The 15,925-nt window shown below is 67.4% G+C and carries 13 protein-coding genes; all 13 read left to right on the top strand.

Annotation, left to right across the window (positions count from 1 at the left end; all coding sequences use genetic code 11):
* Window positions 1-9 precede the first annotated feature (9 nt).
* The 13 genes from ubiB (at window position 10) to cyoA (ending at window position 15,922) form a co-directional block, all read left to right on the top strand.
* Window positions 10-1,587, top strand: a complete 1,578-nt coding sequence (ubiB, locus tag WJ35_RS13505) for a ubiquinone biosynthesis regulatory protein kinase UbiB (protein WP_010090709.1) — start codon at window positions 10-12, stop codon at window positions 1,585-1,587.
* Window positions 1,588-1,608: 21 nt separating this feature from the next.
* Window positions 1,609-2,244 carry a methyltransferase domain-containing protein gene (locus WJ35_RS13510; protein WP_059756557.1) on the top strand — a complete coding sequence of 212 codons (636 nt, stop codon included), beginning with the start codon at window positions 1,609-1,611 and terminating at the stop codon, window positions 2,242-2,244.
* A gap of 107 nt (window positions 2,245-2,351) precedes the next feature.
* Complete coding sequence (locus WJ35_RS13515) at window positions 2,352-2,678, top strand: FmdB family zinc ribbon protein (protein ID WP_060236854.1); 327 nt, start codon at window positions 2,352-2,354, stop codon at window positions 2,676-2,678.
* 61 nt (window positions 2,679-2,739) lie between these two features.
* The gene (locus tag WJ35_RS13520; RefSeq protein WP_010090712.1) at window positions 2,740-3,390 is read left to right on the top strand and encodes a DUF502 domain-containing protein; all 651 of its coding nucleotides are present in this window, start codon (window positions 2,740-2,742) and stop codon (window positions 3,388-3,390) included.
* A 60-nt stretch (window positions 3,391-3,450) separates the two neighbouring features.
* The gene (aspS, locus tag WJ35_RS13525; protein ID WP_010090713.1) at window positions 3,451-5,253 is read left to right on the top strand and encodes an aspartate--tRNA ligase; all 1,803 of its coding nucleotides are present in this window, start codon (window positions 3,451-3,453) and stop codon (window positions 5,251-5,253) included.
* A gap of 155 nt (window positions 5,254-5,408) precedes the next feature.
* The gene (gene nudB / locus WJ35_RS13530) at window positions 5,409-5,966 is read left to right on the top strand and encodes a dihydroneopterin triphosphate diphosphatase (RefSeq protein ID WP_060236851.1); all 558 of its coding nucleotides are present in this window, start codon (window positions 5,409-5,411) and stop codon (window positions 5,964-5,966) included.
* Complete coding sequence (clsB, locus tag WJ35_RS13535) at window positions 5,963-7,252, top strand: cardiolipin synthase ClsB (RefSeq protein ID WP_060236848.1); 1,290 nt, start codon at window positions 5,963-5,965, stop codon at window positions 7,250-7,252. Before nudB ends, clsB begins: the two co-directional genes overlap by 4 nt.
* Window positions 7,253-7,440: 188 nt before the next feature.
* On the top strand, window positions 7,441-8,040 hold the full coding sequence (locus WJ35_RS13540; RefSeq protein ID WP_010090716.1) for a TetR/AcrR family transcriptional regulator: 600 nt from the start codon (window positions 7,441-7,443) through the stop codon (window positions 8,038-8,040).
* A gap of 57 nt (window positions 8,041-8,097) precedes the next feature.
* Window positions 8,098-9,885: an acyl-CoA dehydrogenase C-terminal domain-containing protein gene (locus tag WJ35_RS13545; protein ID WP_010090717.1), complete on the top strand. Its 1,788-nt coding sequence runs from the start codon at window positions 8,098-8,100 to the stop codon at window positions 9,883-9,885.
* A gap of 114 nt (window positions 9,886-9,999) precedes the next feature.
* Window positions 10,000-12,435, top strand: coding sequence for a 3-hydroxyacyl-CoA dehydrogenase/enoyl-CoA hydratase family protein (locus WJ35_RS13550; protein WP_060236846.1), 2,436 nt, complete (start codon window positions 10,000-10,002; stop codon window positions 12,433-12,435).
* Window positions 12,436-12,460: 25 nt separating this feature from the next.
* A complete protein-coding gene (locus tag WJ35_RS13555; RefSeq protein ID WP_060236843.1) occupies window positions 12,461-13,660 on the top strand; it encodes an acetyl-CoA C-acyltransferase in 1,200 nt (399 codons plus the stop codon).
* A gap of 89 nt (window positions 13,661-13,749) precedes the next feature.
* Complete coding sequence (locus WJ35_RS13560; protein ID WP_069239306.1) at window positions 13,750-14,517, top strand: enoyl-CoA hydratase; 768 nt, start codon at window positions 13,750-13,752, stop codon at window positions 14,515-14,517.
* Between the two features lie 514 nt (window positions 14,518-15,031).
* Window positions 15,032-15,922, top strand: a complete 891-nt coding sequence (gene cyoA / locus WJ35_RS13565) for a ubiquinol oxidase subunit II (protein ID WP_069239307.1) — start codon at window positions 15,032-15,034, stop codon at window positions 15,920-15,922.
* The last annotated feature ends 3 nt before the right edge of the window (window positions 15,923-15,925 follow it).

The following is a 15,925-nucleotide window of genomic DNA, read 5'->3' on the forward strand; positions in this document are numbered from 1 at the left end:
CCGCCGGGCATGCGCATTTTCCGTTTCATCAAGATTCTCTACACCGTCATCCGCTTCGGCCTCGACGAGGTGATGCTGTCCCGGATCGACGACCGGCGCGTGAAGCTGCTGCTGCGGATCACGACGATCGGCCGCCGCTATTCCGATCCGCCGGCGGTGCGGCTGCGCCGCGCGCTCGAAAGCCTCGGCCCGATCTTCGTGAAATTCGGCCAGGTGCTGTCGACGCGCCGCGACCTGCTGTCGGTCGATTTCGCGAACGAGCTTGCCAAGCTGCAGGATCAGGTGCCGCCGTTCGATTCGTCGGTCGCGATCGGGCTCATCGAGAAGGCGCTCGGCGCGCCGGTCGACGAGCTGTTCGACGAATTCGAGCGCGAGCCGGTCGCGAGCGCGTCGATCGCTCAGGTGCATTTCGCGAAGCTCAAGCAGGGCGTGCACGCTGGCAAGGCGGTCGCGGTGAAGGTGCTGCGCCCGAACATGCTGCCCGTCATCGATTCCGACCTTGCACTGATGCGCGACATCGCGACGTGGACCGAGCGCATGTGGGCCGACGGCCGGCGCCTGAAGCCGCGCGAGGTCGTCGCCGAATTCGACAAGTACCTGCACGACGAGCTGGACCTGATGCGCGAGGCGGCGAACGGCAGCCAGCTGCGCCGCAACTTCGCGGGCCTCGACCTGCTGCTCGTGCCGGAGATGTTCTGGGATTTCTCGACGTCGACCGTGCTCGTGATGGAGCGCATGTCCGGCGTGCCGATCAGCCAGGTCGAGACGCTGCGCACGGCGGGCGTCGACATCAAGAAGCTCGCGCGCGAAGGCGTCGAGATCTTCTTCACGCAGGTGTTCCGCGACGGCTTCTTCCACGCGGACATGCACCCCGGCAACATCCAGGTGAGCCTTGACCCGAAGACCTTCGGCCGCTATATCGCGCTCGACTTCGGGATCGTCGGCGCGCTGTCCGATTTCGACAAGAACTACCTCGCGCAGAACTTCCTCGCGTTCTTCAAGCGCGACTACCACCGCGTCGCGACGCTTCACCTCGAATCGGGCTGGGTGCCGCCGGACACGCGCGTCGAGGAGCTCGAAAGCGCGATCCGCGCGGTGTGCGAGCCGTATTTCGACCGCGCGCTGAAGGACATCTCGCTCGGCCAGGTGCTGATGCGCCTGTTCTCGACGTCGCGCCGCTTCAACGTCGAGATCCAGCCGCAGCTCGTGCTGCTGCAGAAGACGATGCTGAACGTCGAAGGGCTCGGCCGCTCGCTCGATCCCGAGCTCGACCTGTGGAAAACCGCGAAGCCGTACCTCGAGCGCTGGATGACCGAGCAGATCGGCCTGCGCGGCTGGTACGAGCGCTTCAAGGTCGAGGCGCCGCAATGGAGCAAGACGCTGCCGCAACTGCCGCGCCTGATCCACCATGCGATCGCCGCGCGCCACGACGCGCCGCGCGCCGCGAGCGAAGACCTGATGCGGCAGATCCTGGTCGAGCAGAAGCGCACCAACCGGCTGCTGCAGGCGCTGCTGATCTTCGGGCTGGCCGTGGGCGTCGGCGCGCTCGTCGCGCGGGTGCTGCTCGCGCTCGCGTACAGCGCCTGACACCCGCCTGGAGGCCATCCGATGTCCGACCCGACCCGCGAAAACCCGCCCGCCGCGCCGCGCGCCGCGGAATTCTCGTCGCGCGACCCGGGCGACGCGTCGTTCTGGGACGAGCGCTTCGCGCGCGGCATGACGCCGTGGGAATTCGGCGGCGTGCCCGACGGCTTTCGCGCGTTTGCGAGCCGCCACGCGCCGTGCGCCGTGCTGATTCCCGGCTGCGGCAGCGCGCAGGAAGCGGGATGGCTCGCGCAGGCCGGGTGGCCCGTCAGGGCAATCGATTTCGCCGAGCAGGCGGTCGCCGCCGCGAAGGCGCAGCTCGGCGCGCACGCGGACGTCGTCGAGCAGGCGGATTTCTTCGCTTACGCGCCGCCGTTCGACGTGCAATGGGTCTACGAGCGCGCATTCCTGTGCGCGCTGCCGCGCGACCGGCGCGCCGGCTACGCGGCGCAAATGGCCGCGCTGCTGCCGGCCGGCGGGCTGCTGGCCGGCTACTTCTTTGTCGGCGCCACGCCGAAGGGGCCGCCGTTCGGCATCGACCGGGCGGAACTCGACGCGCTGCTCGGGCCGCACTTCGAGCTGGTCGAGGATCTGCCGGTGGCCGATTCGCTGCCCGTGTTCGAAGGGCGCGAGCGCTGGCTCACGTGGCGCCGCCGCTGATGCCGGCGCTTACCCGGGCGTGTCCGGCCGTTGCCGGGGTGCGCCAGGGTTTCGGCTACAATTCAAGGTTTTGCAAGCCGTTTCCAGTTTCTGCGGGAAAAAATACCATGCCGATCTACGCCTATCGATGCGAAGCGTGCGGTTTCGCGAAGGACGTGCTCCAGAAGATGAGCGACGCGCCGCTGTCGCAGTGCCCCGAATGCGGGAAGGATGCGTTTCGCAAGCAGCTGACCGCTGCGGGCTTTCAGCTGAAGGGCTCGGGCTGGTACGTCACCGATTTCCGCGGCGGCTCGGGCGGCACGAGTGCGCCGGCGGCGCCGTCCGGTTCGGGCGATGCGGCGCCGGCAGCCGCCGCGCCCGCGCCGGGCTCGGACAGTGCGGCGAGCGCCGCGCCGGCGCCCGCGCCGGCTGCGACGCCTGCGGCCGGCAGTTGACTGTCGCGGCCCCGCCGGGCCGCGCCCCTTCCGCGCCGCCGGTGCGACTATTTGACGGCAGATGATGAAAAAGACGACCCTGAAATCGGTGTTTCTGACCGGCCTGCTGGTTCTCGTCCCGCTCGCGATCACGCTGTGGGTGCTCGGCCTCATCATCGGCACGATGGACCAGACGCTGCTGCTGCTGCCGGAATCGTGGCAGCCGGAGCGGATGTTCGGTTTCCGCGTGCCGGGGATCGGCGCGGTGCTGACGCTCGCGTTCATCTTCATCGTCGGGCTCGCGACGCAGAACTTCATCGGCCAGAAGCTCGTCACGTGGTGGAATGCGGTCGTGCGCCACATTCCGGTCGTCGGCCCGATCTACACGAGCGTCAAGCAGGTGTCGGACACGCTGCTGTCGAGCAGCGGCAATGCGTTCCGCAAGGCGCTCCTGATCGAATATCCGCGCCGCGGGTCGTATACGATCGCATTTCTGACCGGCACGCCCGGCGGCGACGTGCTCAATCATCTGACGGAAGAGTACGTGAGCGTGTATATCCCGACGACGCCGAACCCGACGTCGGGCTTCTTCCTGATGCTGCCGAAGAGCGAAGTCATCGAACTCGACATGTCGGTCGATGCCGCGCTGAAGTACATCGTCTCGATGGGCGTGGTGGCGCCCCCGGCGCCGGCACCGGCGCCCGCCCGCCGTCCCGTCGAGCCGCCGCTGTAAATCATTGCCCGGGCCGCGCGTTGCGGCGCCCGTTGATCAAACCGAACGAAAGCAAACATCATGTCGATGCGAACTGAATACTGCGGTCTCGTGACCGAACACCTGCTGGGCCAAACCGTGTCGCTGTGCGGCTGGGTGCAGCGCCGCCGCGATCACGGCGGTGTGATCTTCATCGACCTGCGCGATCGTGAAGGCCTCGTGCAGGTGGTCTGCGACCCGGACCGCGCGGAGATGTTCGCGACCGCCGAAGGCGTGCGCAATGAGTTCTGCGTCCAGGTGAAGGGCCTCGTGCGCAACCGTCCGGAAGGCACGGTCAACGCGGGCCTGAAGAGCGGCAAGATCGAAGTGCTGTGCCACGAGCTGACCGTGCTGAACGCGTCGGTCACGCCGCCGTTCCAGCTCGACGACGACAACCTGTCGGAAACGACGCGCCTCACGCACCGCGTGCTCGACCTGCGCCGTCCGCAGATGCAGCACAACCTGCGCCTGCGCTACCGCGTCGCGATCGAGGCGCGCAAGTACCTCGACGAGCAGGGCTTCATCGACATCGAGACGCCGATGCTGACGAAGAGCACGCCGGAAGGCGCGCGCGACTACCTCGTGCCGTCGCGCGTGAACGCGGGCCAGTTCTTCGCGCTGCCGCAGTCGCCGCAGCTGTTCAAGCAGCTGCTGATGGTCGCGAACTTCGACCGCTACTACCAGATCACCAAGTGCTTCCGCGACGAGGACCTGCGCGCCGACCGTCAGCCGGAATTCACGCAGATCGACTGCGAGACGTCGTTCCTCGGCGAGCAGGAAATCCGCGACCTGTTCGAGGACATGATCCGTCACATCTTCAAGACGACGATCGATGTCGAGCTGGATGCGACGTTCCCGGTGATGCCGTACTCGGAAGCGATGGCGCGCTTCGGCTCGGATAAGCCCGACCTGCGCGTGAAGCTCGAGTTCACCGAGCTGACCGACGCGATGAAGGATGTCGAGTTCAAGGTGTTCAGCACGCCGGCCAACGCGAAGGACGGCCGTGTCGCGGCGCTGCGCGTGCCGAAGGGCGGCGAGCTGTCGCGCGGCGACATCGACGGCTACACCGAGTTCGTGCGCATCTACGGCGCGAAGGGCCTCGCGTGGATCAAGGTCAACGAGAAGGCGAAGGGCCGCGACGGCCTGCAGAGCCCGATCGTCAAGAACCTGCACGACGCGTCGATCGCGGCGATCCTCGAGCGCACCGGCGCCGAAGACGGCGACATCATCTTCTTCGCGGCCGACCGCGCGAAGGTCGTCAACGACAGCCTCGGCGCGCTGCGCCTGAAGATCGGCCACTCGGAATTCGGCAAGGCGAACGGCCTCGTCGAGGCGGGCTGGAAGCCGCTGTGGGTCGTCGACTTCCCGATGTTCGAATACGACGACGAAGATGCGCGCTACGTCGCCGCGCACCATCCGTTCACGAGCCCGAAGGACGAGCATCTCGAGTACCTCGAGACCGACCCGGGCCGCTGCCTTGCGAAGGCCTACGACATGGTGCTGAACGGCTGGGAAATCGGCGGCGGCTCGGTGCGTATCCACCGCGAGGAAGTGCAGAGCAAGGTGTTCCGCGCGCTGAAGATCGGCGCGGAAGAGGCGCAGCTGAAGTTCGGCTTCCTGCTGGACGCGCTCCAGTACGGCGCGCCGCCGCACGGCGGCATCGCGTTCGGTCTCGACCGCATCGTCACGATGATGGCCGGCGCCGATTCGATCCGCGACGTGATCGCGTTCCCGAAGACCCAGCGCGCGCAGTGTCTGCTCACGCAGGCGCCGAGCCCGGTCGACGAGCGCCAGCTGCGCGAGCTGCACATCCGCCTGCGTCAGCCGGAGCAGCCGAAGGCGTAATGCACGCTTGACCCCTGAGCGCGCGTGGCGACACGCGCGCCGCACGACGAAAAAGGCGCAACGGTGCGCCTTTTTCGTTTTTTGCGGTACAGTCGCAGCACCCGCCGCGCAGCCCGGCCCAACCGGCGCGCGGCCTCGCGCCGTATGAAACGAACATGACGAAGCCGCCGAAAATTCCCGAATCCGTTCTCGTCGTGATCTACACGCCCGACCTCGACGTACTGGTGATCAAGCGCGCCGACCAGCCCGATTTCTGGCAATCGGTCACCGGGTCGAAGGATGCGCTCGACGAACCGCTCGCCGTCACCGCCGCGCGCGAAGTGGCCGAGGAAACCGGCATCGTGGTCGGCACGCCGGAGGTGCCGGCCAGCGCGCTCGTCGACTGGCATCACCGGATCGAATACGCGATTTATCCGCAGTACCTGCACCGCTATGCGCCCGGCGTCACGCGCAACACCGAGCACTGGTTCGGCCTGTGCGTGCCGCGTCGCGTCGACGTGACGCTGTCGCCGCGCGAGCACGTCGACCATGCGTGGCTGCCGTATCGCGAGGCGGCCGCGCGCTGCTTCTCGCCGTCGAATGCCGAGGCGATCCTGCAATTGTCCGCGCGCGCGGCCCGGCCCCCGGAAGGCCGGCCCCCGGAAGGCCGGCCCCCGGAAGGCCGGACCCCGGAAGGCCGGACCCCGGAAGGCCGGACCCCCGGATCCGCATGAACGGGGGAGGCGGCCTTCCGGAGGCCCGCAAGCGATTCGCGCAACTGCGGCAGATGTTCCTGCAGGAGCGGGGCTCCGCATCGCGGCTCGCCTTCACGTCGGGCAACGCCGTGCGGCTGTGCCAGGGCGGCGAGGCCTTCTTCGGCGCGCTGATCGAGCGGATCGACGCCGCACGCGAGCAGGTGCTGCTCGAAACCTACATTTTCTGTGACGACGCGGCGGGTCGGCCGGTGTCGGACGCGCTGCTGCGCGCCGTGCGGCGCGGCGTGCGCGTGCGCGTGATCACGGACGGCATCGGCACCGCGCGCCTGCCGCTGTTCGATACGTGGGCCGGGGCGGGCATCGAGCACTGCGTGTACAACCGCTACCTGTTCGGCCGCTTCGGCTTCTCGCGCACGCACCGCAAGCTTGCGGTCGTCGATCACGCGTATGCATATTGCGGCGGCATCAACATCGTCGACGACTACGCGCAGAACGGCGCGACGCTGCCGTACCCGCGCTGGGATTTCAGCGTCGAGATGACGGGGCCCGTCGTGTCCGACGTGCGCGCCGCATTCGAGCTGCAATGGCACCGCATCCGCTTCGGCCACAAGCCGTATGCGCAATACGCGGCGGGGCTCGCCGGCGGCGACGCGTTCCCGGACATGTTCCGCCGCTGGATGCGCAGTCACCGCTGGATCAAGGCCGGGGCGCTCAGGATCGTGACCGAGCCGAGCGTCGCGTTCGTCGCGCGCGACAACGTCGTGAACCGCCGCGCGATCGAGAAGGCGTACCTGGCCGCGATCGGCCAGGCCCGGCAGAGGATCCTGCTCGCGAATCCGTACTTCATGCCGGGCCGCAAGCTGCGCCGCGCGCTGACGGGCGCCGCGCGGCGCGGCGTCGACGTGCGGATCCTGCTCGGCCGCAACGAGTTCGCGGCGCTCGACACCGCGGTGCCGTTCCTCTACCACGCGCTGCTGCGCGCCGGCGTGCGCGTTGCCGAATATGACAAGACGATGCTGCACGGCAAGGTGGCCGTGATCGACGACAATTGGGCGACGGTCGGCTCGTCGAATCTGGACGCGCTGAGCCTGATGCTGAACAATGAGGCCAACGTCGTGCTGGTGCGGCACGATACGGTCACGAACGAGCTGCGCGACGCGATCGCCGCGGCGTTCGCCGACGGCCGCGAGATCGACCCGGCGCGCTACGCGCGGCGCCCGCTCGGCGAGCGCGTGCTGAACTGGCTGGCCTACTCGGTCTACCGCGCCGCGATGAAGGTGCTGACGGTCGGCGGCTACGACTAAGCGCCCGCTTAAATCATTTCTGCACGCCCGTGCGGAAAACCGCTTTCCAATGCGGCCCGAATCGCGCAAAATAGCGACTCGGTTAGACACCGGTTTCTAATAATTTCCTTGTTTCACGGGCGGTCGCACTCAATAATAGTACGGCCGTTCGATTTTATTTGAACCCCCGAACGGTTACAGAAATAGCTATGCGAAAAGGCGAACAGACGCGTGCCGCGATACTCGAAGCTGCATTGGACCTCGCCAGCCGTGACGGGCTGGAGGGGTTGACGATCGGCCTGCTGGCCGAGCGCATGCAGATGAGCAAGAGCGGCGTGTTCGCGCACTTCGGATCGCGCGAGGATTTGCAGGTGGAAGTCGTGCGCGAGTATCACCATCGTTTCGAGAACGAGGTGTTCTTTCCGAGCCTGCGCGAGCCGCGCGGTCTGCCGCGTCTGCGGGCGATGCTGGCGCGCTGGATCGAGAAGCGCATCCAGGAGGTGACGACCGGGTGCATCTACATCAGCGGAGCCGTCGAGTACGACGACCGGCCGGACAGCCCCGTGCGCGAGCAGCTGGTCGCGAGCGTGACGGCGTGGCGTGCCGCGCTGCTGCGCGCCATTTCGCAGGCGAAGGAGGAGGGGCATCTGCGCCCGGACGGCGATCCGGACCTGATGCTCTTCGAGCTGTACAGCTTCACGCTCGGCCTGCATCACGACGCACGCTTCCTGCATTCGCCGGATGCGGTGCGCCTCACGTGGGCCGCGCTGGAAAAGACGATTGTTTCGTATCAGAGCGAGAGCCGTTAGCGGCGCGTGATCCGCCCGCCAGAAGCTCGAGCCGATTGCCCTACTTTGGAGAGAGTCATGGGACAGTACGCCGCGCCGCTGCGCGACATGCAATTCGTGTTGCACGAGCTTCTGAACGTCGAAGCCGAAGTCAAGCAAATGCCCAAGCATGCGGACCTCGATGCCGACACGATCAACCAGGTCCTCGAAGAAGCGGGCAAGTTCTGCTCCGAGGTGCTGTTCCCGCTGAACCAGGTCGGCGACCGCGAAGGCTGCACGTACGTCGGTGACGGCGTCGTGAAGACCCCGACCGGCTTCAAGGAGGCCTACCAGCAATACGTCGAGGCCGGCTGGCCGGCGCTCGGCTGCGATCCCGACTACGGCGGCCAGGGGCTGCCCGCGTTCGTGAACAACGCGCTCTACGAAATGCTGAACTCGGCGAACCAGGCGTGGACGATGTATCCGGGCCTGTCGCACGGCGCCTACGAATGCCTGCACGCGCACGGCGCGCCGGAGCTCCAGAAGCAGTATCTGCCGAAGCTCGTGTCGGGCGAATGGACGGGCACGATGTGCCTGACCGAGCCGCATTGCGGCACCGACCTCGGCATCCTGCGCACCAAGGCCGAACCGAACGGCGACGGCTCGTACTCGATCAGCGGCACGAAGATCTTCATCTCGAGCGGCGAGCACGACATGTCGAAGAACATCGTCCACCTCGTGCTCGCGCGCCTGCCGGACGCGCCGCAAGGCACGAAGGGGATCTCGCTGTTCATCGTGCCGAAGTTCATCCCCGATGCGGCGGGCGAGCCGGGCGAGCGCAACGGCGTCAAGTGCGGCTCGATCGAGCACAAGATGGGCATCCACGGCAACTCGACCTGCGTGATGAACCTCGACAACGCGAAGGGCTGGATGGTCGGCGAGCCGAACAAGGGCCTCAATGCGATGTTCGTGATGATGAACGCCGCGCGTCTCGGCGTCGGCATGCAGGGCCTCGGCCTCACGGAAGTCGCTTACCAGAACTCGCTGACGTATGCGAAGGAGCGCCTGCAGATGCGCTCGCTGACGGGCCCGAAGGCGCCGGACAAGCCGGCCGACCCGATCATCGTCCACCCGGACGTGCGCCGCATGCTGCTCACGCAGAAGGCCTACGCGGAAGGCGCGCGCGCGTTCACGTACTGGTCGGCGCTGCAGATCGACAAGGAGCTGTCGCACGCCGATGAGGCGGTGCGCAAGGAAGCGGCCGACCTCGTCGCGCTGCTCACGCCGATCATCAAGGCGTTCCTGACCGACAACGCGTTCGAGTGCACGAACCACGCGATGCAGATCTACGGCGGCCACGGCTTCATTTCCGAGTGGGGCATGGAGCAGTACGTGCGCGACGCGCGGATCAACATGATCTACGAAGGCACGAACTCGATCCAGTCGCTCGACCTGCTGGGCCGCAAGGTGCTCGGCGACATGGGCGCGAAGCTGAAGAAGTTCGGCAAGCTCGTGTCCGACTTCGTCGAGGCGGAAGGCGTGAAGCCCGAAATGTCCGAGTTCATCAACCCGCTCGCGGACATCGGCGAGAAGGTGCAGAAGCTGACGATGGAAATCGGCATGAAGGCGATGCAGAACCCGGACGAAGTCGGCGCAGCCGCCGTGCCGTACCTGCGCACCGTCGGCCACCTGGTGTTCTCGTACTTCTGGGCCCGCATGGCGCGCCTCGCGCTCGACAACGAAGCGTCGGGCGATCCGTTCTACAAGTCGAAACTCGCGACGGCGCGCTTCTATTTCGCGCGCCTGCTGCCGGAAACGGCCGCGACGATCCGCGCCGCGCGCGCCGGCTCGAAGACGATGATGGAAATCGACGAGTCGCTGTTCTGATGCGGCATCGGGCGGGGCGCGCCGCGCTCCGCCCGGACGATGCGGTTGCAGAACCTCACTACGCTGCGTAGCCGTCACTATCCCGCGCTACGCGACACTATCCGGAGACATCCCGTGAGCAATTTCATCATTCGCAAGGTGGCCGTGCTGGGCGCCGGCGTGATGGGCGCGCAGATCGCCGCGCACCTCGTCAACGCACGCGTGCCGGTGCTGCTGTTCGACCTGCCGGCCAAGGAAGGCCCGAAGAATGCGATCGCGCTGAAGGCGATCGAGAACCTGAAGAAGCTGTCGCCCGCGCCGTTCGGCGTGAAGGACGACGCGAAATACCTCGAAGCCGCGAACTACGAGGACGACATCGCGAAGCTCGCCGAGTGCGACGTCGTGATCGAGGCGATCGCCGAGCGGATGGACTGGAAGCACGACCTGTACAAGAAGGTCGCGCCGCACCTCGCTTCGCACGCGATCTTCGCGACCAACACGTCGGGCCTGTCGATCACGACGCTGTCGGACGGCTTCTCCGACGAGCTGAAGGCGCGCTTCTGCGGCGTGCACTTCTTCAACCCGCCGCGCTACATGCACCTCGTCGAGCTGATCCCGACCGCGCATACGCGCCCGGAAATCCTCGACCAGCTCGAGACGTTCCTGACGAGCGTCGTCGGCAAGGGCGTCGTGCGCGCGAAGGACACGCCGAACTTCATCGCGAACCGCGTCGGCATCTTCTCGATCCTCGCGGTGATCACCGAGGCCGCGAAGTTCGGCCTGCGCTTCGACGAAGTCGACGACCTGACCGGCAGCCGCCTCGGCCGCGCGAAGTCGGCGACGTTCCGCACCGCGGACGTGGTCGGCCTCGACACGATGGCGCACGTGATCAAGACGATGCAGGACAACCTCGCCGACGATCCGTTCTTCCCGGTCTACCAGACGCCTGCCGTGCTCGCCGAGCTGGTGAAGCAGGGCGCGCTCGGCCAGAAGACGGGCGGCGGCTTCTACAAGAAGGAAGGCAAGGCGATCAAGGTGCTCGACGCGAAGACCGGCGCCTACGTCGATTCGGGCGCGAAGGCCGACGAGACCGTCGCACGCATCCTGAAGCGTCCGCCGGCCGAGCGCCTGAAGCTGCTGCGCGAGACGGACCATCCGCACGCGCAGTTCCTGTGGTCGATCTTCCGCGACGTGTTCCACTACATCGGCGTGCATCTGGAGTCGATCGCCGACAACGCGCGCGACGTCGATCTCGCGATCCGCTGGGGCTTCGGCTGGAACGAAGGCCCGTTCGAAGGCTGGCAGGCCGCCGGCTGGAAGCAGGTCGCCGAGTGGGTGCAGGAAGACATCGCCGCGGGCAAGGCGCTCGCGAACGCGCCGCTGCCGGCCTGGGTGCTCGAAGGCCCGGTCGCCGAGAAGGGCGGCGTGCATACGGCCGAAGGCTCGTGGGCGCCGGCGGCCAAGCGCTTCGTGCCGCGTTCGGACCTCGCCGTCTACAAGAAGCAAGTGTTCCGCGCGCCGCTGCTCGGCGAAGCCGGCGCTGACCCGAAGACCTACGGCAAGACGCTGTTCGAGACCGACTCGGTGCGCGCGTGGGTCGATGACCGCGCGGGCGAGGACGACATCGTGATCGTGTCGTTCAAGTCGAAGATGAACACGATCGGCCCGAGCGTGATCGACGGCCTCGTGCAGGCGATCGAGCTCGCGGAGAAGGACTACAAGGGCGTCGTGATCTGGCAGCCGACGTCGCTGAAGCTCGGCGCGCCGGGCGGCCCGTTCTCGGCGGGCGCGAACCTCGAAGAGGCGATGCCCGCGTTCATGATGGGCGGCGCGAAAGGCATCGAGCCGTTCGTGAAGAAGTTCCAGGACGGGATGATGCGCGTGAAGTACGCGAACGTGCCGGTCGTCGCGGCCGTGTCGGGGATCGCGCTCGGCGGCGGGTGCGAGCTGATGCTGCACAGCGCGAAGCGCGTCGTGCACGTCGAGAGCTACATCGGCCTCGTCGAAGTGGGCGTCGGCCTCGTGCCGGCGGGCGGCGGCCTGAAGGAAGCGGCGCTGCGCGCGGCGGATGCCGCTACCGCTGCGAACGCGACCACCGAGATCCTGAAGTTCGTCACGAAGTCGTTCGAGAACGCGGCGATGGCGAAGGTGTCGGCCTCCGCGCACGATGCACGCGCGATGGGCTACGTGAAGCCGTCCGACACGATCGTGTTCAACGTGTTCGAGCTGCTCGACACCGCGAAGAAGGAAGCGCGCGCGCTTGCCGACACCGGCTACCGCGCGCCGCTGAAGGCGAAGGACGTGCCGGTCGCGGGCCGCTCGGCGATCGCGACGATCAAGGCATCGCTCGTCAACATGCGCGACGGCCGCTTCATCAGCGACCACGACTTCCTGATCGCGAGCCGCATCGCGGAAGCGGTGTGCGGCGGCGACGTCGAGGCGGGCAGCCTCGTCGACGAGGAATGGCTGCTGGCGCTCGAGCGCCGCGCGTTCGTCGACCTGCTCGGCACGCAGAAGACGCAGGAACGGATCATGGGCATGTTGCAGACCGGCAAGCCGGTGCGTAACTGAGCGAGCAGACGACAAGGAGTCTGAAATGAGCAAACAACTGCAAGATGCATACATCGTCGCCGCGAGCCGCACCCCGATCGGCAAGGCCCCGCGCGGTGTCTTCAAGAACACGCGCCCCGACGAGCTGCTGGTTCATGCGATCAAGACGGCGGTTGCGCAGGTGCCCGGCTTCGACACGAAGCTGATCGAGGACGCGATCATCGGCTGCGCGATTCCGGAAGCCGAGCAGGGCCTGAACGTCGCGCGGATGGGCGCGCTGCTCGCGGGCCTGCCGCAGACGGTCGGCGGCGTGACGGTCAACCGCTTCTGCGCATCGGGCATCACCGCGCTGGCGATGGCGGCGGACCGCATCCGCGTCGGCGAATCGGACGCGCTGCTCGCGGGCGGCTGCGAATCGATGAGCATGGTGCCGATGATGGGCAACAAGCCTTCGATGTCGCCGCACATCTTCGATCGCAGCGAGGACTTCGGCATCGCGTACGGGATGGGCCTGACCGCCGAGCGCGTCGCCGAGCAGTGGAAGGTGAGCCGCGAGGACCAGGACGCGTTCTCGGTCGAATCGCACCGCAAGGCGCTCGCCGCGCAGCAGGCCGGCGAGTTCGGCGACGAGATCGCACCGTACACGATCACCGAACGCTTCCCGAACCTCGCGACCGGCGAAATCGACGTGAAGACGCGCGAGATCAAGCTCGACGAGGGCCCGCGCGCGGACACGTCGCTCGAAGGCCTCGCGAAGCTGCGCACGGTGTTCGCGAACAAAGGGTCGGTCACGGCCGGCAACAGCTCGCAGACGTCGGACGGCGCGGGCGCGCTGCTCGTCGTGTCGGAGAAGGTGCTCAAGCAGTTCAACCTGACGCCGCTCGCGCGCTTCGTGAGCTTCGCGGTGCGCGGCGTGCCGCCGGAAATCATGGGCATCGGCCCGAAGGAAGCGATTCCGGCCGCGCTGAAGGCCGCGGGCCTGAAGCAGGACGATCTCGACTGGATCGAGCTGAACGAAGCGTTCGCCGCGCAATCGCTGGCGGTGATCCGGGACCTCGGCCTCGACCCGTCGAAGGTCAACCCGGTGGGCGGCGCGATCGCGCTCGGCCACCCGCTCGGCGCGACCGGCGCGATCCGCGCCGCGACCGTCGTGCACGGCCTGCGCCGCCGCAACCTGAAGTACGGCATGGTGACGATGTGCGTCGGCACCGGCATGGGCGCCGCGGGCATCATCGAACGCCTGTAAGCGAGGCGAACCAGCAGCACGACGGTGCGCGGGCCACGAGCTCGCGCACCGTTTTTTCATTCGGAATGGATACAGCCAAGGAGACGCTTGTGACGGACATCCAGGTGGAACGCGCCGACGGCGTGATGACGATCACCATTGCACGGCCGGCGAAAAAGAACGCGCTGACGGCCGCGATGTACCAGACGATGGCCGACGCGCTCGGCGAAGCGCAGGAGGACAAGGCGGTTCGCGCGATCCTGCTGCGCGGCAGCGACGGCATCTTCAGCGCGGGCAACGATCTCGAGGATTTCATCAAGGCGCCGCCGAAGGACGACAGCGCGCCGGTGTTCCAGTTTCTCGCGCGGATCAGCAGCGCGTCGAAACCGATCGTCGCCGCGGTGCCGGGCGTCGCGGTCGGCGTCGGCGTGACGATGCTGCTGCATTGCGACCTCGTCTACGCAGCCGACACGGCGTCGTTCTCGCTGCCGTTCGTGCAGCTCGGGCTGTGCCCGGAGGCCGCGTCGAGCCTGCTGCTGCCGCGTCTCGCGGGGCATCAGGTCGCGGCCGAGAAACTGCTGCTCGGCGAGCCGTTCGACGCGCTCGAGGCGCACCGGATCGGCATCGTCAACCGCGTGCTGCCGGCGGCCGAGCTCGACGCGTTCGCGGCGAAGCAGGCGGCGAAGCTCGTCGCGCTGCCGGCCGCGTCGCTGCGCGTGACGAAGGCGCTGCTCAAGGATACCGGCGGCGTCGCGGTGGCCGCGCGGATGGCGGAGGAGGCTGCGCATTTCTCGGCGATGCTGCGCGGGCCGGAAGCCCGCGAGGCGATGGCCGCGTTCTTCGAGAAGCGCAAGCCGGATTTTCGGCAATTCGACTGATACGCGGCGCGAACGCTTCGCGATCCAGAACGAGCGCGCGGCCCGGCGCGGCCGAGCGGGACCCTCGGGCCGGCCGGCGGCTCGCCGCGCGGCCCGTCATCTGCGCGTAGGGAAGACGCGCCGAGCGGCATCTCGGTTCGATCCCGCATCGCCGCGCGTTCGCGTGGCACGCCATACCGCGGCAATCGTCGCCGATCGCCGCGCGCGATCGTCCCCCATATCTACCGTGCTCCCCGCCGACACCCACGTCGCGGTGTAGCGCCTTCGCTCCTGCCCCCAGCCTGAACGCGGCCCCCCGCCGCGCCGCGAGCCCCGGCGAACGCGGCAACCGCCAAAAATCCCGCCCCGCCTACCGCGACCCGCTCCCGCTCGCAACGGCAAACCTTGTCCGCCGTCAAGTTGCGCTGCCGCAAATTTCCGTACAGTTCGCGGTCGGGTCGCCGCGGCCGGCTGCGTCGCGCGACGGCGGCGCGCGACCGGTGGTACTCCTCAACGACACTCAGGCAAACGAACCATGATCAGACGAATCACCGGCGGTGCGCGGGCGGCCCCCGTCATCGCGATACTGGCGGGGCTGGCCGGATGCAGCGACCTTCACGTGCTCGACCCCAAGGGCGCGGTGGGCGTCGCGGAGAAATCGCTGATCGCGACGGCCACGTGGGCGATGCTGATCGTCGTCGTGCCGGTGATCCTGCTGACGCTGTTCTTCGCGTGGCGCTACCGCGCGTCGAACCGCAGCGCGACCTATGCGCCGAACTGGTCGCACTCGACCGCGATCGAAGTCGTGATCTGGACGGTCCCGACGCTGATCATCCTGTTCCTCGGCGTGCTCACGTGGCGCACGACGCACGAACTCGACCCGTACCGGCCGCTCCAGTCGTCGGTCAAGCCGATCGACGTCGAAGTCGTCGCGCTCGACTGGAAGTGGCTGTTCATCTATCCGGAGTTCGGCATCGCGTCGGTGAACCAGCTCGCGATTCCGGTCGGCACGCCGGTGAATTTCCGCATCACGTCGGATTCGGTGATGAACTCGTTCTTCATCCCGCAGCTCGGCACCCAGGTCTACGCGATGGCCGGCATGCAGACGCGCCTGCACCTGATCGCCGACGAAGCGGGCGACTACGCGGGCGTGTCCGCCAACTACAGCGGCCGCGGCTTCTCCGACATGAAATTCCGCACGCTCGCTGAGCCGCGCGCGCAGTTCGACGCGTGGGTGCAGAAGGTGAAGGCGTCGTCCGACCGCCTCGACATGACCGTGTACGGCACGGTCGCGCAGCCGAGCGAGAAGGCGCCGGTGCGCTATTTCTCGTCGGTCGATCCGAAGCTGTTTCACAACATCATCGCGAAATACAACAACGGCCACGTCCTCGATCTGAAGGACGCCGCCTGTACGACGAAGGGGTAACGC

The organism is Burkholderia ubonensis, from assembly GCF_001718695.1.
Classification (GTDB): Bacteria; Pseudomonadota; Gammaproteobacteria; order Burkholderiales; family Burkholderiaceae; genus Burkholderia; species Burkholderia ubonensis_B.

Bases quoted from the DNA above. Each gene is read 5' to 3' on its own strand.
- ubiB (WP_010090709.1), top strand. From the start codon at position 10: ATGCGCATTTTCCGTTTCATCAAGATTCTCTACACCGTCATCCGCTTC.
- WJ35_RS13510 (WP_059756557.1), top strand. From the start codon at position 1,609: ATGTCCGACCCGACCCGCGAAAACCCGCCCGCCGCGCCGCGCGCCGCG.
- WJ35_RS13515 (WP_060236854.1), top strand. From the start codon at position 2,352: ATGCCGATCTACGCCTATCGATGCGAAGCGTGCGGTTTCGCGAAGGAC.
- WJ35_RS13520 (WP_010090712.1), top strand. From the start codon at position 2,740: ATGATGAAAAAGACGACCCTGAAATCGGTGTTTCTGACCGGCCTGCTG.
- aspS (WP_010090713.1), top strand. From the start codon at position 3,451: ATGTCGATGCGAACTGAATACTGCGGTCTCGTGACCGAACACCTGCTG.
- nudB (WP_060236851.1), top strand. From the start codon at position 5,409: ATGACGAAGCCGCCGAAAATTCCCGAATCCGTTCTCGTCGTGATCTAC.
- clsB (WP_060236848.1), top strand. From the start codon at position 5,963: ATGAACGGGGGAGGCGGCCTTCCGGAGGCCCGCAAGCGATTCGCGCAA.
- WJ35_RS13540 (WP_010090716.1), top strand. From the start codon at position 7,441: ATGCGAAAAGGCGAACAGACGCGTGCCGCGATACTCGAAGCTGCATTG.
- WJ35_RS13545 (WP_010090717.1), top strand. From the start codon at position 8,098: ATGGGACAGTACGCCGCGCCGCTGCGCGACATGCAATTCGTGTTGCAC.
- WJ35_RS13555 (WP_060236843.1), top strand. From the start codon at position 12,461: ATGAGCAAACAACTGCAAGATGCATACATCGTCGCCGCGAGCCGCACC.
- cyoA (WP_069239307.1), top strand. From the start codon at position 15,032: ATGATCAGACGAATCACCGGCGGTGCGCGGGCGGCCCCCGTCATCGCG.